Source organism: Methanoregula sp. (genome assembly GCF_049518935.1).
In the GTDB taxonomy this organism is placed as follows: Archaea; Halobacteriota; Methanomicrobia; order Methanomicrobiales; family Methanospirillaceae; genus Methanoregula.
This window is the reverse complement of sequence record NZ_JBEKRH010000008.1, coordinates 84183-102079: the sequence shown is the minus strand read 5'-3', so window position 1 is coordinate 102079 and position 17897 is coordinate 84183. Positions and strand designations below refer to the sequence as shown.

The window sequence follows — 17897 nt, the reverse complement described above, 5'->3', positions numbered from 1 at the left end:
AGATAATGCTCTGCAAAACCTTTGTACCCGTCCATAACGATCAATCACGTTCTTTTGAACATGCCATCCAGATCCTCTTTTGAGAACCGGATCAGGGTCGGGCGCCCGTGGGGGCAGGTGAACGGATTTTTTGCGAGGCGCAGCTGGTTTGCCACCCGCTGGCACTGCTCCTGTGAACAGACCGTGCCGGCCTTGACCGCACCCCGGCAGGCAATGATCCGGGTGATCCGCTCCCGGTTATCAACCCGCTGCCCGCTCTCCGGGCTAGTCAGGTCGCTGATGATTTCATCAATAAGGCTCAGGTCCTCCGGCTTCCCGAGAAAGACCGGGATGGCGCGGACAAGGAACGAGTCCCTGCCAAAATCCTCTATGATGAAGCCTTCCCGGGAGAGTGCGGGAAGGAGTTCCCGGAGTATTGCGCTCTCCCGTGGCGTGCGGTGAAGGACGACCGGGACGATCAGCTCCTGCAGCAGCTGGTCTTCTTCGCCGTGTGTGCTGACCATCTCATAGAGGATCCTCTCGTGGGCTGCGTGCTGGTCGATCACCACCAGTTCACCGGTATCGGTGGTTGCGAGGATGTAAATTCCTCCGAACTGGCCGATCACCTGCAGGGGCGGAATATGGAGGGTTACCGGAGGAACCCCGGAGCCCAGTTCGGTCTGGCGGAGCTGACGGTCCGTCATGAGATTCCCTGCATGCGTGGGTTCGCTCACGATGCCTGGCTGTATATCAGTAATGCAGTAGTCCCCACTGACGGGATGCGGTACTGCTTTCCTCTCACCAATGATTTCTGCGTTATCTTCCGGCAGAAGTTCCTGTGAGGGTGATCCAGCACCCGGGATGAGATCGGCCTGGAAGAGCGTGGCGTGTATGATATCCCGGATCTCATGCAGGATCTCCGGCTCGCGGGAGATCCGCACCAGTTTTTTGGTAGGGTGGACGTTCACATCCACGAGAGTAGTATCAACAGCAATTGAAAGGAACGCGACCGGAAACCGGTCTTTTGCGAGGAGGGTGCCATAGCCTTCCTTGATGGCATTGACGATTGCAGGAGAAGAAACATATCTCTGGTTGACGGCGATGCGGATGCGGGAGTGATCCTTGCGGGACTGCGCGGGAAGGGAGATGTACCCGTGGATCTGCACAAGCAACGAGGTCGCTATGACCGGGATGAGGCTGCGGGCGAGCTCCGCCCCATAAACCCGGGCGATGGTATCGGGCAGGGTTGCATCCCGGTCGGTGAGCAGGTTTTCCATACCGTTATGATAGAGCCGGAACGCGATAGACGGATGGGCGAGGACGATACCTTCGAGCAGTCCATGGATATGGGCAAGTTCCGTATTCCGGGTTTTCTGGAATTTCTTCCGGGCCGGGGTATTATAGAAGAGATCTTCCACAAGGATGCTGGTACCCTCAGGGGCCCCGACAGTTGTGTTCGTTATAATCCTGCCCCCCGCAATGATGATCTTTGTGCCCGGCCCTGACAGATTTTCCCGCGGTTTCGTGATGAGCGTGATACGGGAGACCGAAGCGATACTTGCCAGCGCCTCCCCCCGGAACCCGAGGGTCAGGACATGGTCGAGATCGGCAATGGAGGCAATCTTGCTCGTGGCATGGGGAGTGAAAGCAAGCCCGGCATCGGCGGGGGACATGCCACTGCCATCATCAATGACCCGGATAGTGGAAATTCCCCCCGGGGATGAAGTGATCTCGATCCGGATGGATCGGGCACCGGCATCGACCGCGTTCTCCACGAGTTCCTTGACAACAGACGCTGGACGCTCAATTACTTCCCCTGCCGCGATCTGGTTGACCGTGGCCTGGTCGAGCACCCGGATTACCGGGGCCTCCTGCTGGCTCATGCCCCTCCTTTGCGGGGTTCAAGCGCCCGTTTCAGTTCTGCGATCTTTGCAAGGGCCTGAATCGGGGTCATCTCATCCGGGTTGATCGACGCCAGGTCATCGAGAACCGGGTGACGGGTGTGATTCATACCGGATGAAGGTTCATCAACGAGAAGGATCTGGGTATACCGCTGGGGTCGGGCTCCCGGCGTTGCCGGCCGATCCATGGTCTCGCCAAGCAGCACTTCAGCCCGGTCAGTCACCTTCTTTGGAATTCCTGCAAGTCGGGCGACATGGATACCATAGCTCTTGTCGGTTGCGCCGGGGATGAGCTTCCGGAGGAAGACCACCTCAGACTGCGTCTCCCTGACTGCGAAATGATAGTTCCTGACCCGTTTCAGGTTCTCTTCCATGGTGATCAGTTCATGGAAATGGGTGGCAAAAAGTGTCTTTGGCCCTGCCGCAGATTTTCCATGCAGGAATTCGAGCACGGCACGTGCGATCGAGCAGCCGTCGACCGTGCTTGTCCCCCTGCCGATCTCGTCGAGGATCACCAGACTCCGCGGTGTGATATTGTTAAGGATGTTTGCCAGTTCCAGCATCTCGACAAAGAACGTGCTCTGGCCGCTCGCCAGGTCGTCGAAGGCCCCGACCCGGGTGAAGACCCGGTCGATGATCCCGATACTTGCGTGCCGTGCCGGGACAAAACTGCCGGCCTGCGCCATGATGCAGGTGAGTGCTGTGGCCCGCATATACGTGGATTTACCGGCCATGTTGGCACCGGTGATAATCAGGATCTGGTTTCCGGTACTGTCCAGTGCCGTATCATTAGGAACAAATCCCCCGGCAACTCCCCGCTCGACCACCGGGTGACGGCCGTCCCGGATCATGATTGCGGTGCTGTCGTTCAACTGCGGGCGCACGTAATCCCGGGTGATCGCAACTTCACCCAGTGCAGCGGCCACGTCAAGGGCGGCAATGCCGGCAGCAATCTCCTGGAATTCCGGGATTCGTTTCTTCAGGATGTCGAGAAGCCCGGTGTAGAGTTCGCGCTCAAGTGCCAGCACGCGTTCATCGGCATTCGTGATGAGCGCTTCCTTTTCCCGCAGGGTCGGGATCGTGAACCGCTCACCCGTCGCCGTGGTTTGTTTACGTTCATACCGCGGAGGCACGAGATGGAGGTTCGGTTTTGTGATATCGATATAATACCCGAAGATCCGGTTATACCCGATCTTCAGGGACCTTATGCCGGTTGACTCCCGCTCGCTTGCCTGGAGCTCTACGATCCAGTCCCTGCCGGAATGGAGCACTCCGCGAATCTCATCGAGTGCCGGGGCATAGCTCTCACGGATGACTCCCCCGTTGCGGGCGATTGCGGGAGGGTCATCCACGAGCGCTGTACGGATGAGATGGATCACATCGGGCAGATCGTGGAGGGAATCACGGGCGTTTTTCACAATCTCCGGGAGATCGGCCGGTTTGTTCCCGGCAAGGGAACCCTTCAGTTCCGGCAGGACTGTAAGGAAATTTGCCAGGGCGACAAGGTCGCGCGGGCCGGCATTCCCGTACGCGATACGGGCAGCGATCCGCTCGATATCGGCACAGGACCGGAGCTGCTCCCGTAAGGAAAGCCGCACCTGGGTTTTTCCTGAAAGAAACCCGACCGCATCGAGCCGCTTGTTGATTGCAGGAATGTCCGTGAGCGGGCGTGTAATGTGCCGGTTCAGGAGCCGGCTGCCCATCGGGGTCATGGTCAGGTCCAGCGAGGAGAAGAGCGTGGCTCCCCGGGTCCCGCCACGAATACTCTCCCGGATTTCAAGGTTGCGCAGCGTAACCGCGTCGAGGGTCATTCCCTGCGAAGAGGACCGGGTAGAGATACTGCTGATATGAGAGAGCGGGTCATGTTGTGTTTCCTGTGCATAGGCAAGTGCTGCCCCGGCTGCTGCAACCGCTGCCGGCATCTCCTCGCAGCCGAACCCTGCAAGCGTTCCGGTAGTAAAGTGGCTGCAGAGCAGCTGGCGGGCCCGTGCCTCATCGAACAACCCGTCGCGGCCGATCGATACGACAACACCGCGATCCCGGATGGTCTGCCGGAAGGGTTCAGGGAATGAAGGGGGGACGAGACATTCGGCCGGGTTGTACCGGGCGATCTCCGACCGGAGGTTTTCAAGCAATGGATCGTGATCGATGGTTGCAATAAAAAACTCACCGGTAGAAATATCCAGCAGCGCAATTCCCCATTCCCGCTGTTTTGCATCGGGACAGACTGCCATAAGATAGGTTGCGGCTGACGAGGGAAGGAGCGTGGAATCGATCACCGTACCGGGGGTGATGACCCGGGCGATCTCCCTCCGGACAATGCCTTTGGCATTTTTTGGATCTTCAACCTGTTCGCAGATCGCCACCTTGTAGCCTTTTCCGATCAGTTTTGCGATATAGCCGTCGGCCGCATGATAGGGGACGCCCGCGAGGGGGATACGGTTGTCGCCGCTCTTCGACCGGGAGGTCAGGACGATCTCGAGTTCCCGTGATATCAGCTCGGCATCGGCATTGAACGTTTCGTAAAAATCCCCGATCCGGAAGAGGAGGATTGTGTCCGGGTACTGCTCCTTGAGTTCGAGGTACTGGCGCATGACCGGAGTGTGGCGGGTGCCAGCTCCTGTCTCATCGATCCCGTTCGATCCGGTTTCCTGTGCCATTGCTGAAGAAAGATCGCTTCCGGACCAATTAATACCGATCTTATCCGGCAGGGAACCTGTCAGGATCTCTCAATAGCCGGCTCAGTACCCCAGGCTTCCAATTACCCGTGACGGTGGGTATAACTGTACCAGAAAATTGGCGGCAAAGATATGAGGAGGGCAATGATACCGGGGACAAGGCAGAGTGAAAAGCCGATCCCGATTACATAGGTTACATCGTCAAGGATGCCGATCGCGGCTGGTATGCCGCTCATGGAGACGAGGATTCCGGTTATGGAGATAAGGATGATACCCACGGCAGCATTCCTGAGATCCTGCAGGCTCGGTGCAACAGAAAGGATGAGGCTGAGTGTAAGGTAGAGATAGAGAAGAAACCATGGGTTGAACCGGATTACAAGATTGATTTCAAACATCCCGACAATACCGGGGATAAGTCCGCCAAGCATGTTTACGGAGTCAAGAGGAAACGGGAACACCGGAAATGTGCATCCCAGGTACTGTGCGAATACCCATGTGCAGAGCGCGAGTACGAGCGGGATACCAAAGATTGGTGCTGTGCTGATAATCACATCGCCAAGAACGGGGATCTTCGGGCGGGCATACGTGACAGAACCTCCGCCTTCAGAGAAAAGAACAACCTTCTGGATCTCAGCCCCGGTGAGGAGGCAACCGAGGATATGGGAGCACTCATGGATCACCACGCCGGGAAACCTGAGGATGTAGTAGAGGCTCCGTATGGGCAGGACCAGCGCCCAGAGGTAATCGAGCATGAGCGAGAGAAGCATCACCACGATTCCCGTTGCGATGATCAGGAGAAAGGAAAGTGCCTGCATACCGGACTGAAACTGGTACAGAGATCTGCTCCTGCATGAGAGATAAGGATCGATGTCCGGGTGAAAAAGGGGAATGGCACTTCTGATAGACTGATATAGTCCCATAACCTATGGACGGGTATGCCCCCGGAAAAACGGTCTTCAGGCACATTGCCGGAGCCCGACATAAAAAACCGGAACCGGCTGGCCTTTGAAAAGAGTCCCTATCTCCTCCAGCATGCGGAAAACCCGGTCGATTGGTACCCGTGGGGCGGGGAAGCCTTTGCACGTGCTTCCCGTGAGGATAAACCGGTTTTCCTCTCTGTCGGGTATGCTACCTGCCACTGGTGCCACGTGATGGCGCACGAATCGTTTGAAGATGAGGATGTGGCAGCCCTGCTTAACCGGGATTTTGTCTGCATCAAAGTGGACCGGGAAGAGCGTCCCGACCTTGACAGCGTATACATGAGTGCCTGCCAGTTGATGACAGGTCAGGGCGGGTGGCCTCTCACGATCATCATGACCCCGGACCGGATTCCATTTTATGCCGCAACCTACCTTCCAAAGGAGCGCAGGGGCCCGGTGCCCGGCCTCCGGGAACTCCTGCCCCGGATCGCTGAAATCTGGCGGGAACAGCGCGATCACGTTCTTTTCTCATCGGGCAGGATTCTTCAGGAACTCAATGCTCAGGAAACGGGAGTACCTTCCCACGAACCGGATGCAGGATTACTGGAAGAGGGTTTTGAGGAACTTGCTGTCCGCTTCGATCCGGATTACGGGGGTTTTGGACATGCCCCGAAATTCCCCACTCCCCATACGCTGCTCTTTCTTCTCCGGTACTGGCACCATACAGGTAAGAAACGCGCACTGGCAATGGTGGAACGCACACTCAGCGCGATCCGGGATGGCGGCATCTGCGACCAGATTGGCGGCGGATTTCACCGGTACTCGACCGATGTACAATGGAGGGTGCCGCATTTTGAGAAGATGCTCTATGACCAGGCCCTGCTCCTGATGGCGTATACCGAAGCCTTCCAGGCAACAGGTAATCCGGCATACCGGGAAACAGCGGACGGGATCATCACGTACGTGCTGCGGGATCTTACCTCGCCGGATGGTGCATTTTACTCGGCCGAGGATGCTGATAGTCCCGGGGGTGAAGGTGCATTCTATCTCTGGTCTGCAGCAGATCTCGTCGATGTGCTCGGCCAGGAAGATGGGGAGTATGCAGCCAGCGTATTCAGTGCAACACGGGCCGGGAATTTTTCCGGGCCCGGCATGGAAACAAGAGCCGGGAAAAATATCCTCTGGAGATCACGTGTGCCCGCAGATCCTTTTCCGGAAGCACGGGTGGCATCCATCAGGGCCCGGCTGTTTACTGCCCGTGAGCAGCGTGCCCGCCCTTTCCGGGACGACAAGGTGCTCGCGGACTGGAACGGACTTTTTATTGCCGCTCTGGCACTGGAAGCCAGGACCTCGGGCAATGCCCGTAACCTTACCGCGGCACAGCGTGCAATGCAGTTCCTTCTCCGGAACCTGCGCACTCCAGAAGGTGCTCTCCTCCACAGGTACCGGGACGGTGAGTCTGCGATTCCGGGATTTGCCGATGATTATGCCTTTGTCATCCTTGCCCTCATAGAGCTCTACGAGAGCAGTTTTGATGATGCGTATCTCGCATCGGCTCTTGAACTGAACCGGTATTTTCTCTCCCACTTCGGCGATCCTCGTCATGGCGGTCTCTTCTCGGTCGCCGATACCTCAGAAGTAACCCTTTTCCGCAAAAAAGAATGGTACGACGGTGCTATTCCTTCCGCAAACTCCGTGGAATTCGGCAACCTGCTCCGGCTCTTCCGGCTGACCGGCGATCCCGCGTATGAATCCCGGGCAACGGCACTCTCCCGGGATGCAGCCCCGGTTGTCCGCCGCTCTCCCTCAGCATATACCGGTTTTTTATCATCCCTGTACTTTACTCTTGGGCCAACAACCGGGATCGTTATTGTCGGTTATTCCGGTGCTGAAGATACCAAAGGGCTGATTGATGCATTCCGTGCACGCTACCTTCCTTTCAATACGGTGCTGTACCGGCCAGCATCCGGAAACAGGCCCGTACTGGACAAGATCGCTCCTTTCACTGCTGCCATGACCCTGCAGGATGGCAAAGCTGCGGCATATGCCTGCTCCGGAAATGCCTGCTCCGCACCCATCACGGATCCGAAAAAACTTGTTGCATTCCTGGAGGGCCATAAACCCTGAAGGAAAAAAATCAGAGATTCTTGAGCGAGACGATATCTTTCACACCGGCAAGCTTCCAGACAAGCGATCGATCCTCTTCAGCAATTTTGACCGGTGCATCCATTGGTGAGTGCCCGAGAGCCGCAAGGATGTTGCAGGACAGGTTTCTCTCAACGATGAGATCAACGAATTTCTCGCGTATGATCTTTTTCTCAATCGAGTCTTCCACTTCCTCAAGATAGCCCTGCAGGGTAACAAACGTGTACGAGGAGAGATCCTTGGTATATTTCTCGATCTCCACTGATGCATAGGGGCTTTTCCGGAAGTGTTCGATCTTCTTGCCGTATTTTGTTGAAAGGAAGTAGAGGAACGAACCGTCGAAGACGTACAGGAACGGGGCGATGTAGGGATATTTCTCCCCCTGGAACGCGATCCGGCAGATGTACCCTTTCTCGATCAGTCTGTCATATTCGGCTTTGTCTGCCCGCGGGATCCTGATAATGTCCATAAATTCTCATTCTGCGTTCCCAATGGGACAAGATAAATCTTTTCAATTATCGCTTATATAAAAAAGAGAGACCCCTACCGTTCAACAAGGTATCCGGCCTGTTTCCACGCGGTCATCCCTCCGAGTACATTTGTAACGTTGTGGTAGTGGTGACGGGCAAGGAGGCTTGCACCAAGACTGCCCTTGTACCCCGCGTCGCAGCAGATAACCACCGGCTCGTCCTCCGGGATCCCGCTGATATACCGGGGCAGTTCACCGATATAGATGTGGAGCGCTCCCCGTATATGGCCGACAGCGCGCCAGTTTTTTATGTCCCGGACGTCGAGCAGGAACGGGGATTCTGTATCGAGCCGGCTTTTGAGTTCCTGCACAGAGCAGGTTGGGATCGTAGCGATCTCCTGTGCATTTTTTGTCCAGGCCGGGAACCCTCCGAGCAGTACGCCTGCAAGATTGTCGTACCCGAGCCGGATGAAGTGACGGAAGACCGGGTCAAGATTCTGGTTGAAATCATCGACAATGACGATCGGGGTTTCGTAGTCAAGGAACCAGCCGGCAAAGGAGGGCAGCCCTTCACGCCAGATAGAGATACTTTCCGGGATGTGACCGGCGCCAAATGAGGTCGGTGCCCGGATGTCCACGATCTGGCACCCTTCTTTACGGATTTTATTCACTTCATTGATGCTGATATAACCCGGGAATATCTCACGGGGTAACAGCGGCGCCCCCTCCAGATTATACTGCTCCATCTTCCGGAAATACGGGGGAACATACGGGGACTCATCTTTTCTCGAAGCAACAAATACATCGCGCCCTTTTTGCAGGAACGGATTGGTCTGCTTCTCGTAACCCACGGTGGAGAACGGGTGATCTGCGATATCCCCGCCGCACACGGATCCCGCCCCATGCGCAGGAGATACGATGACACCATCCCCAAGCGGGAGGATCTTTTCCGTGATGGAATCAAAGATCTTCCCTGCCATCTCGGCCTTCCGATCGATGCCATAGAAATCCGTGCGGGCAATATCCCCGGCAAAAAGTGTATCCCCGCAAAAGACCATGAACGGATTACCGGAGACTTCCCTGTCCCGCAGAATAATGGAGATGCTCTCTTCCGTATGCCCCGGGGTTTCCCGGATTTCAAGTTCCAGTGTGCCGATGGTGAACAGGTCCCCCTCCTTTACCGGAGAACCGTACGCAAATGCTGTATGAGCCCCATGGAAGATCTCCGCACCGGTTCTCGCTTTCAGTTCCAGGGAACCGATCACGTAATCCTCGTTCCGGTGGGTCTCGAAGATATGCGTGATGGTCATGTTGTTCCTGCGGGCGATTCCGGTATACACTTCGCAATCCCTGCGTGGATCGATCACCGCAGCCCGGCTGCCGGATCCAACCATGTACGAGTTATGGGCAAGACCTTCGGCAACTATTCGTTCGAACAACATTGGCAGAACACCTCTACCGTGGACTTTCACGGGCTCTCGTAAATACGTTGTGTTATATGAGAAGATGATCCGATCTTTGAGCCAGATTATTGAACATAGGGATAATTGAAGAGAACAGGTTTCGTGTTTCCCCGTTCGCGGTGGTAACGTATGACTGCACAAATGTCCTTGAGGTTGACCGGGACATATCCGACAACCTCTGAACTGACATTGATTCTGTGGTTGTCAAAACTGATGAACGGGAAGTGGCGGAGATCGTTGTTATGGTGGTGACCATGGATCACCCAACCGTCAAACGACGAAGGCGCATCAGCGGGATCATGAACAAGGAGAAATTGTTCCCCGTCAAAATCGATCGTACGGGAGAAGACCGCCCCCTCTTCCTGCTCATCATGGTTGCCGGTAATGAACATGATCTTGCCGTTCAGTTGTCCGGCATAACTCCAATATGGCAGGGCATCCCGGCCGTAGCTCAGATCTCCCACGTGATACACCTGCGTGTTACGGTTCACCACGGAATTCCAGTTGCCGATGAGCACCCGGTCCATCTCTGCTACATCCGTGAACAGGAACGGGCGTGAGCAGTAACGGATAATATTGGCATGGCCAAGGTGAAGATCTGCGATCAGGAAGATATCATCAGATTCGGCCGGGGCATGCAGATCTCTTTCAAATCCTGCATTTTTCCGGAATGCGGCAAAGGTATTCTGCCAGCCGGGGCCGTCGTGGAGGAGATCATCATAGATCCAGCGTTTACCGGAAAGATCGTATTCTGCAAGGATCTCCTCGCCATGCATGACCGTGATCCGAAGTCCGGCCTCATCGAGCAGGGGGGGCTCAAAATCCGGTTGCCTGACCGGGAAGAACCGATCGAGCCAGTGCCGAAAGCGTGCAATTATTGAACGAGATCCGTCCTGCGGTGTTCTCCCGGGCCGGGCCTTTCCGGTGATTGCCAAGAAGACAGTCGAGGCTCTCCTGAGATCCAGCCGGTTGGCTATCGTAACGTGGAACCATTTCTGTTCAGGTTCGGCATCCCATGCATTAAGGCTCTGGCAGAGCGGGAGGAGCGCCGTTGCAAGATTGGCCGAGAGGGACTTCAGCGCATCGGATGGCCGGACCGCAATGGCAATTACCCCCCCGTGCAGGCCTTCCCGTTTCTCAAAGCCGTCCAGCAGGAACAGGACGGGATCATACAACGAAGCTACACGTTCAATGGCATCAAGGAGCTGCTCGTGGTGAATCCCCTCATTAAGGATAAGCGGGCCAAAAAGCGTAACATGCGGGTGAGGCTCCAGGAACTGCTCAATGCCGAACGACCCGGCCAGGGAGTAGATCAGCTGTTTGACCCTCCACCTGGTCCTGCCAAGCCGGATCTCAACAAGATAGGTGTCTTCCATAAAGAGCGGTGTCAGTGATAACTGGGTTAGAGGCAGCGTACATCTTTTATCTGATCAACCCTTCCTCCATGGAAAGGCCGATCCTCCGGACCGGATCGTTGCGGATTATTTTTTTTCATGGGCCAGACCAAACAGCATGATCATGCCAACCAGAAGGGTGGCAACCCCGGCAATCGCAAGGATAATACCTATCCAGGGAGGAAGCCGGGATGCAAAGATGAGACCTGCGGCAATCAGGAGCCCACCAATCAGCATTGTCATCACAGGTCCCATTACCGGTTCTGCCATCAGAGTATCTCCATGTCGTATCTGATAAGTAATCACCGGTCATATATACAGATTCTCTTTTCACTATCCCCCAAACGGGAAAACAGGCTTACCGCTATCAATACGCTCATAGGGTTACAACCAAAATATGATAGACAGTCATGAATACAACCCGCCAACCGGCTAAAATACTTCTTTTTGATATGGACAATACGCTCTTCGACCTTGTCGGGGCACAGATCGCATCCTGCCATAAAGTTGTACAGTATCTCGGTCAGGATGACGGGGACGACCTGTTCTCCTATTTTCTCAAACCATTCCATGGCTTTGAGTCCCATGAGAATATCCGGCAGTATATGCAGGAACGGGATATCCCGGTTGACGGGAACTTTACCGTTGCATGTCATCTCTACGAGAACGAAAAACTCGCGCACATTACTCCCTATCCCGGTGTTACTGACACCCTACGGGCATTACGTGATCTGGATTACCCGATGTGCATCGTGACTGACGCCCATTCCCGCGATGCCACCCTTCGTATGGAAAAAGCCGGATTGTTGCCATTTTTCTGTGGCATGGTTTCATGGGATCTGGCCGGGGCAAAAAAGCCGTCTCCCGAGCCGTTTCTTGTGGCACTCGATATGATGCAGGCCGGGCCGGGAGATACCCTCATCATCGGTGACAGCCCGCGCCGGGATATTGAGCCCTGCACAAAGCTCGGGATACGCACTGTGTACGCACGATACGGGGACCGTTTCTCGTCAACCCGTGATTTTAAGGAGGCTGATTTTATCATCGATGCGATGGAAGAGCTTCCCGCAATTCTTGACAACCTTTGAATGCCATTGCCTGCGAACCTCCCGGCCCACATAATCGGGCGCGATTGTGATTTTTCTCTGAAAAACTATGGATTATGTGGTTTTCTCTTATGTTCTGACCGAAACTTAAAAAATAAAACGAATGTAATAACAGCTATGTTTGTTCCGTCCAAGATCTTTTTCACCAAAGGTGTTGGTGTCCATAAAGATCGTCTTGCTTCGTTTGAGCTTGCATTGAGAAAGGCGGGAATCGAGAAATGTAACCTGGTCTATGTCTCCAGTATATTTCCCCCCAACTGCCGGCAGATCTCCCGGGCCGAAGGGCTCAGGCAGCTCCAGCCGGGCGGCATCACCTATTGTGTCATGGCACGGAATGATACCAATGAACCCAACCGGCTTGCCTCCTCGGCAATCGGTCTTGCCCTTCCCAGTGTTCCCGAAGAATACGGGTACCTTTCCGAACACCATGCGTACGGTGAGACAGAGAAGAAAACCGGTGAATATGCAGAAGATCTCGCGGCCACCATGCTCGCCACTACCCTTGGTATCGAATTCGATGTGAATGCTGCATGGTCGGAGCGGGAACAGACCTACAAGGCAAGTGGCAAGATCATCAAGACCAAGAACATCTGCCAGTCAGCAGAGGGCGACAAGAACGGCCTCTGGACTACGACAATCGCGGTCGCGGTCTTCCTTTGAAAAACTCATTTTTCTGATGCAGAACTTGTCCTGCATTCCCGGAATTATCAATACACGCTGATAAAAAAGGTTTTTATTCAAGCTTCCGTGCCCGCGCAATCTCCCGGATTTTCTCCGCCAGCGCCCGCACTGCCTCCCGCGCCGGGCTCCCGGCCGGGATCAGGGAGACCGGCGTAGCAGCAAGATCCGCCTTCTCAATGGCCGGGTCATCAGGGATTATTGCAAGAGGAGATTCATCCCCAATGTCGATGGGGGCTGCGCCGGTCTTGTACTGGTTGAAGATCACGTGGATCTTCTCTTTTGGGAGACCCATCTGGGTGGCGATCTCGCGGATGCGGGCGATAGTCCGTAGCCCCCGTGCCCCGGGATCGCTGACGATCAGGAGCATATCGGGAGTCCCGATGGTACCCCGGCTGATATGCTCCATGCCCGCCTCCGAGTCGATGATGATGAAATGGTACTCACGTTCGAGCTGTACCATACACTCAGAGAGCAGATCATTGGCAAAGCAGTAGCATCCGCTGCCCTCAGGCCGGCCCATTGCCACGAGATCGAATCCTTCGGCTTCCACAAGCGCCTGCCGGAACCGGAACCGCACATAATCGTGCCGGTTCATACCGGGCGGTATGTTGCGGGAGAATGCCTCCTCCCGCATGCTCCCGAGGGTCTCGTTGACCGTAACGCCAAGCGCTTCGTGGAGGTTCGCGTTCGGGTCGGCATCTACGGCAAGCACCGGCGTATCGCCAAGTTCGATGAAGGACCTGACAAGAAGCGAGCTGAGCGTTGTCTTGCCGGTCCCGCCTTTACCGGAGATGGCAATCGTGAATGGATGTACTGGCATGGTGATCACGTGGTTTGTAGCGCTGGGACGTGGAATATGCTGGTGATTCTGGTTTTTGATCGCATCAGCTCCCCTGTTTCCGGATGCGGTGCGATATCTCCGCAGCGGCGCCCATGATGGCAAGGGAACCTGCCCGGTCGGCAAACCGGATGCCGCAGCTCGGGGTAATCAGGGACTGGGCATCGAAGAGTTTTTCCGGCATCCGTGCGGTGAGCTGGGTCCGGATTGCGAGATACTTTTCGTATAACGAATTTGTAGTCTCCGTAGAGAAGAGCTTGAAATCGGCAGGAACAATGCCCCAGGCAACTACACCGCCGTGCTCCATGAACCCGATAATCGAGTCCGAATAGAGAAGGAATTCCTTTGCCGTTGTGTAGGCATCCATCGAGATAACTGCGGGATTAAGACCGATGACGAACTCCCAGTCCGTGTTGGAACAGCAGTGGATGCCGAGACCGCCTTCAACCATGGATGAGATGTCTTCCCACCCGGCCCGGACGGTCTCGCGATCGACCGGTACGACCGAGGAGCCCAGAGATGCAAAATATGGTTCGTTCAGGACAATGAGGGTCTCATTAATGCCCGTATGCTCCCGGAGTGCCTGCTCGCACCATCGCGCTTTCAGGGCGATCATCTTGGAGAGCACATCGGCAAGCTGCGCATCATAGTAGATCGGCCGCTTGCCCGCGTCCACGACCTGCATGCCGAACGTGACGGGCCCGGTCACCTGGCATTTCAGTACCTGCACCTTGGGCATGTGCCGGGTTATCATCTCGATAAATGCGGAAGCGTATTCCTTGTGGAGGCCGTACGCAGAAAAATTGCCTTCCACATAATCCATGTACACCTTCTCCATCGCCGCGGTCTGGTCCCGTGTACTGTCAAACAGAAGACGATCCTCACGGATCATGCGGCCCGGGAGCTGTTCCGAGTCATTGAAGACAATACTCTCAAGCTGGCTCCGGTCAGGGAGTGTCGGGACATAAGGGAATTCCGGGAAGATCGAGAGGACATCATCGCAGGCCTGTTTCGGATCGGTGTGCGGCAGGGCGCCGACACCGGTCGCGAGTGAGTGGGGGGACGGGATCATCTTTGCCATGGCACTCACTCCTTTCTGATCCGGCAGCTGTCAAGCATCTTCTGCACGCCCGGGAAGAGGGCGAGATCCGTGTGCGGCAGGAAGGTGCTCGATGTATATTCGTCCATAAACGAACTCTCTGCATTCAGCTCGATATAGGCAATCTTGTAGGCAATTTCGTCGAGTGTCTTCCTGGCCCGGCGGTTGATCAGGGCAATGTTTGCGCCGGCCACTGCGCCATTCCCGATATTCTTTATCTGGTCAAGCGGGATCTCCGGGATAAGGCCGATGGTCGTGGCGTTTTCTTTATCCAGGTAATTGCCGAATGCACCGGCAAAATAGATGGTCGAGATCTCGTGGCGCGAGACACCGGCTTCCTTCATCAGGGTGATGCACGCAGCATGAATCGATGCCTTGCTCATGATGAGGTTCTTGATATCGTTTTCCGTGATTACGATGTCCTTATTGATCTCGGTCTCTTTTGCCCATGCGATGACGTATTCCGGGAAGTGGGAGTTGTGCCGGATCCGGGGATTGGTGATCTCCGTATTGATCCGGCCGGTGCGGTCGATAACGCAGGACGAGAGAAGCCCGGCGAGCAGGTCGATGAGACCCGAACCACAGATGCCGCGGGGTTTTATCCCGTTGATAGTGGAGTATTTCGGATCAAGGGTTTCAGGATCGATCGTAATTTTCTCTATGGCCCCCGGGTTTGCCCGCATACCATAGAGTACTTCACCACCTTCCAGTGCCGGCCCGGCAGCACCGGCGCAGGAGAACATCCACTCCCTGTTGCCCAGCACCACTTCGAAGTTTGTACCAATATCGACAAGGAGCGATATCTCTTCCCGTTCGCTCATGCCGCAGGCAAGGATATCGGCGATGATGTCGCCGCCGATGAAATCACTGACCGCCGGGAAGACAAAGACGCCCCCGTTTGGGTTACAGGTGATGCCGATCCGGCCGGCAGCAACCGAGAGGGCCCTCCGGACGACCGGGACATAGGGCTCGGCAATCATGTACGCCGGGTCAATGCCAAGGAGCATATGGGTCATCACCGTGTTGCCGGCCACGACTACTTCATAAATGTCCTCCCGGTCGATTCCTGCGGAGTTGGCTGCGGTGGTCAGCGCCTGGTTGATACTCTCGGATGCAAGTGCCTGAAGTTTCGTAAGACCATTTTTCCGGGCAAAATTCACCCGCGCAAGGATATCTTCCCCGCAGCTGATCTGCTTGTTGTAATTCGAGGCAACGCAGACAACTGTTCCGGTGACAAGATCCCAGAGGTATACGACAATCGTTGTCGACCCGAGGTCAACTGCCGCCCCGTATATGCGTTTTGCCGTGTCATTCTCCTGCAGGTCGAGAAGACGGTACCCGCCGGGCACAAGGCCGATGGTACCGGTCACCTTCCATTCACTGTGTCGGAGAATGCCGGGAATCTCCCGGAGCACTTCAAGGGGTGCATACATTTTCTCGGCAACCGGACCCCCGGCCTTCTGGATACCCCAGAGCAGTCGCGAGAGATCCGGTGATGGATCACTGAGGCTTGGGGGCTGGAGTTCGACATAATATTTTTTTACGGATGGCCGGAAATCGATTTTATTCTCGAGACCTTCGATAAGAATCTTCTGTTCCTGGATCAGCGTGTACTCAGGGATGATCACGTGGATGTCGCCCTGCACCGTAGTTTCACATGCCAGGCAGGCGCCTTTATCGAGTTCTTCCTGCGTGAAGAACCGGCCGTATTTCTGCCGATCGAACTCCGTTTTCCCGGACTGGATAAAAACCACGCACTTGCCGCATTTCCCCTGTCCGCCACAGATCACGTTTATGTTCAGCCCGGCCCGCTGGGCAGCATCAAGAATTGTTGTTCCCCCTTCTACCTCGATCTTGCGGTAGCTGGGAAGAAAAGTTACGGTTCGCATCGGTTATTTCCACTCCTCGTGCAGGTATTCCCCGATCTCGGCAGCATCGCGGGGACCCACCATGACTTTCCACCCGGTCGCTTCCTCAATTCTCCCGGAGAGCGGTGAAGCATAGCCGGGAATGATCAGTTTCCGGTGCGAGACTTCTTCCTCAACACCGAATTTCCTGATAGAGTCCCTGACCAGCATCTCGCTCAGTTTTCCGGCAGCCACCGCTGTCAGTACTGAAAGACCTTCGGTATCCACGATCAGCATGTAGCAGGGGATACGGGAGGACTCAAGATAACCCTGGAGCGTGAAGAAGGTCAGCGAGAAGTTTACGGTCATCAGTACCGGTGCATTTTTGTCAGGAGAACCGACCCGGTACAGCCCCGGGTTCATCTGGATCGGTTTCTGGGGGTCCGTGTAGATATTCTGCCGGAGAGTCAGGGCCGCTTTGGTCGGGCCGGATGTGAGCGGGGTGGTGATGATCACCGAGGCATATTTCACAATACCAAGGGCGGTGGCTGCATCCTGCTGGACGGTCTTTGCTGCATCAAGATAGACCGGGTACCCGAGATCCGGTATGGTACGGGTGATCGCCAGCTGCCGTATCGCAGTGGATCTGATAATGAAATCTCCAAGAGTGACCGGTGCAAGGTCCATGACAAGATTCTGTCTGCCTTCCCCGTTGCAGGCTTTTGCAAGGTTCACGAGTCCTTCAAGACTGTCGGACCTGATGACCAGTGGGCAGCCATGTTGCTTTGCAAGGGCACACATCTCCCGGAAATTCGTTCCTGTTGCAGCATGCAGGAGCGGGCGGTACGAACCACAATGAACGAGGGCCGCAGCAAATGATGCAGGGCTCTCCGCGATCAGGACCAGAGGGAGATCGGCGGCATCCTCAACCGCTTTAACTGCCAGGGCAAAGGCCTCTGCCGAGGCGCTGGTATTCTCAATAGCGATACCATTGAACCGGAGGTCAGAACCCACCCGGGTGAATGTCTCATCCCGCACCCTTACGGTTGCCGCGGTGATCTCGTCTGCAGTCTGCGTGTCGGATACTTTGAAGAGGATGCCCGGCGGGTGGTAGAAGGTCTTCTCATGCCGGTACAGCACGAACTCTTCACCCACAGCAAAAGAACGCTCCCCGACACCGATTTTCACGAGCCGGATTGGCGGGCGGGTTGTGGCCCCGAGCACGGCTTTTGCCTCCTCATCCAGGTACGGGCAGAGATCCACATCCGCTTTCCCTCCGGCCAGTTTCATGGCAAACGTGAGGCAGGTCGGATCCCCGCATTCCTTGCAGTTCTTCTTGGGCAGAAGCTTGTAGATATCGAGGGCCTTGAGCGCCAT

General features: G+C 55.6%; 14 protein-coding genes. 3 read left to right on the top strand and 11 right to left on the bottom strand.

Annotation, left to right across the window (positions count from 1 at the left end; translation table 11 throughout):
• Positions 1–44 precede the first annotated feature (44 nt).
• From mutL to ABSE13_RS07225, 3 genes are all read right to left on the bottom strand, one after another.
• Complete coding sequence (mutL, locus tag ABSE13_RS07235) at positions 45–1862, bottom strand: DNA mismatch repair endonuclease MutL (protein ID WP_424027837.1); 1818 nt, start codon at positions 1860–1862, stop codon at positions 45–47.
• Positions 1859–4540: a DNA mismatch repair protein MutS gene (gene mutS, locus ABSE13_RS07230; RefSeq protein WP_424027836.1), complete on the bottom strand. Its 2682-nt coding sequence runs from the start codon at positions 4538–4540 to the stop codon at positions 1859–1861. Before mutS ends, mutL begins: the two co-directional genes overlap by 4 nt.
• Positions 4541–4641: 101 nt before the next feature.
• Positions 4642–5373, bottom strand: coding sequence for a M50 family metallopeptidase (locus tag ABSE13_RS07225; RefSeq protein ID WP_424027835.1), 732 nt, complete (start codon positions 5371–5373; stop codon positions 4642–4644).
• Between the two features lie 120 nt (positions 5374–5493).
• On the opposite strand from ABSE13_RS07225, the gene ABSE13_RS07220 reads away from it, so the two are divergent.
• Positions 5494–7605, top strand: a complete 2112-nt coding sequence (locus tag ABSE13_RS07220; RefSeq protein WP_424027834.1) for a thioredoxin domain-containing protein — start codon at positions 5494–5496, stop codon at positions 7603–7605.
• Between the two features lie 10 nt (positions 7606–7615).
• Here ABSE13_RS07220 and ABSE13_RS07215 read toward each other — a convergent pair whose 3' ends face one another.
• The 4 genes from ABSE13_RS07215 to ABSE13_RS07200 form a co-directional block, all read right to left on the bottom strand.
• Positions 7616–8092 (bottom strand): pyridoxamine 5'-phosphate oxidase family protein, encoded by a 477-nt coding sequence (locus tag ABSE13_RS07215; RefSeq protein ID WP_424027833.1) that lies wholly within the window; start codon positions 8090–8092, stop codon positions 7616–7618.
• Positions 8093–8166: 74 nt separating this feature from the next.
• Entirely contained in the window at positions 8167–9534 is a 1368-nt protein-coding gene (locus tag ABSE13_RS07210) for an MBL fold metallo-hydrolase (RefSeq protein ID WP_424027832.1), read from the bottom strand.
• A gap of 86 nt (positions 9535–9620) precedes the next feature.
• A complete protein-coding gene (locus ABSE13_RS07205; protein ID WP_424027831.1) occupies positions 9621–10931 on the bottom strand; it encodes a 2'-5' RNA ligase family protein in 1311 nt (436 codons plus the stop codon).
• Positions 10932–11036: 105 nt separating this feature from the next.
• Positions 11037–11219 (bottom strand): hypothetical protein, encoded by a 183-nt coding sequence (locus tag ABSE13_RS07200; RefSeq protein WP_424027830.1) that lies wholly within the window; start codon positions 11217–11219, stop codon positions 11037–11039.
• 140 nt (positions 11220–11359) lie between these two features.
• Here ABSE13_RS07200 and ABSE13_RS07195 point away from each other — a divergent pair, with 140 nt between their 5' ends.
• Together ABSE13_RS07195 and ABSE13_RS07190 are read left to right on the top strand one after the other, a co-directional pair.
• Entirely contained in the window at positions 11360–12037 is a 678-nt protein-coding gene (locus ABSE13_RS07195) for an HAD family hydrolase (protein WP_424027829.1), read from the top strand.
• Positions 12038–12172: 135 nt separating this feature from the next.
• Positions 12173–12715 carry a pyruvoyl-dependent arginine decarboxylase gene (locus tag ABSE13_RS07190; protein WP_424027828.1) on the top strand — a complete coding sequence of 181 codons (543 nt, stop codon included), beginning with the start codon at positions 12173–12175 and terminating at the stop codon, positions 12713–12715.
• 73 nt (positions 12716–12788) lie between these two features.
• Here ABSE13_RS07190 and ABSE13_RS07185 read toward each other — a convergent pair whose 3' ends face one another.
• From ABSE13_RS07185 to acsC, 4 genes are all read right to left on the bottom strand, one after another.
• Positions 12789–13556, bottom strand: a complete 768-nt coding sequence (locus ABSE13_RS07185; RefSeq protein ID WP_424027827.1) for an ATP-binding protein — start codon at positions 13554–13556, stop codon at positions 12789–12791.
• A 64-nt stretch (positions 13557–13620) separates the two neighbouring features.
• The gene (locus ABSE13_RS07180; RefSeq protein ID WP_424027826.1) at positions 13621–14655 is read right to left on the bottom strand and encodes a uroporphyrinogen decarboxylase/cobalamine-independent methonine synthase family protein; all 1035 of its coding nucleotides are present in this window, start codon (positions 14653–14655) and stop codon (positions 13621–13623) included.
• A gap of 5 nt (positions 14656–14660) precedes the next feature.
• Positions 14661–16562, bottom strand: coding sequence for an ASKHA domain-containing protein (locus tag ABSE13_RS07175; RefSeq protein ID WP_424027825.1), 1902 nt, complete (start codon positions 16560–16562; stop codon positions 14661–14663).
• A gap of 3 nt (positions 16563–16565) precedes the next feature.
• The gene (acsC, locus tag ABSE13_RS07170; RefSeq protein ID WP_424027824.1) at positions 16566–17897 is read right to left on the bottom strand and encodes an acetyl-CoA decarbonylase/synthase complex subunit gamma; all 1332 of its coding nucleotides are present in this window, start codon (positions 17895–17897) and stop codon (positions 16566–16568) included.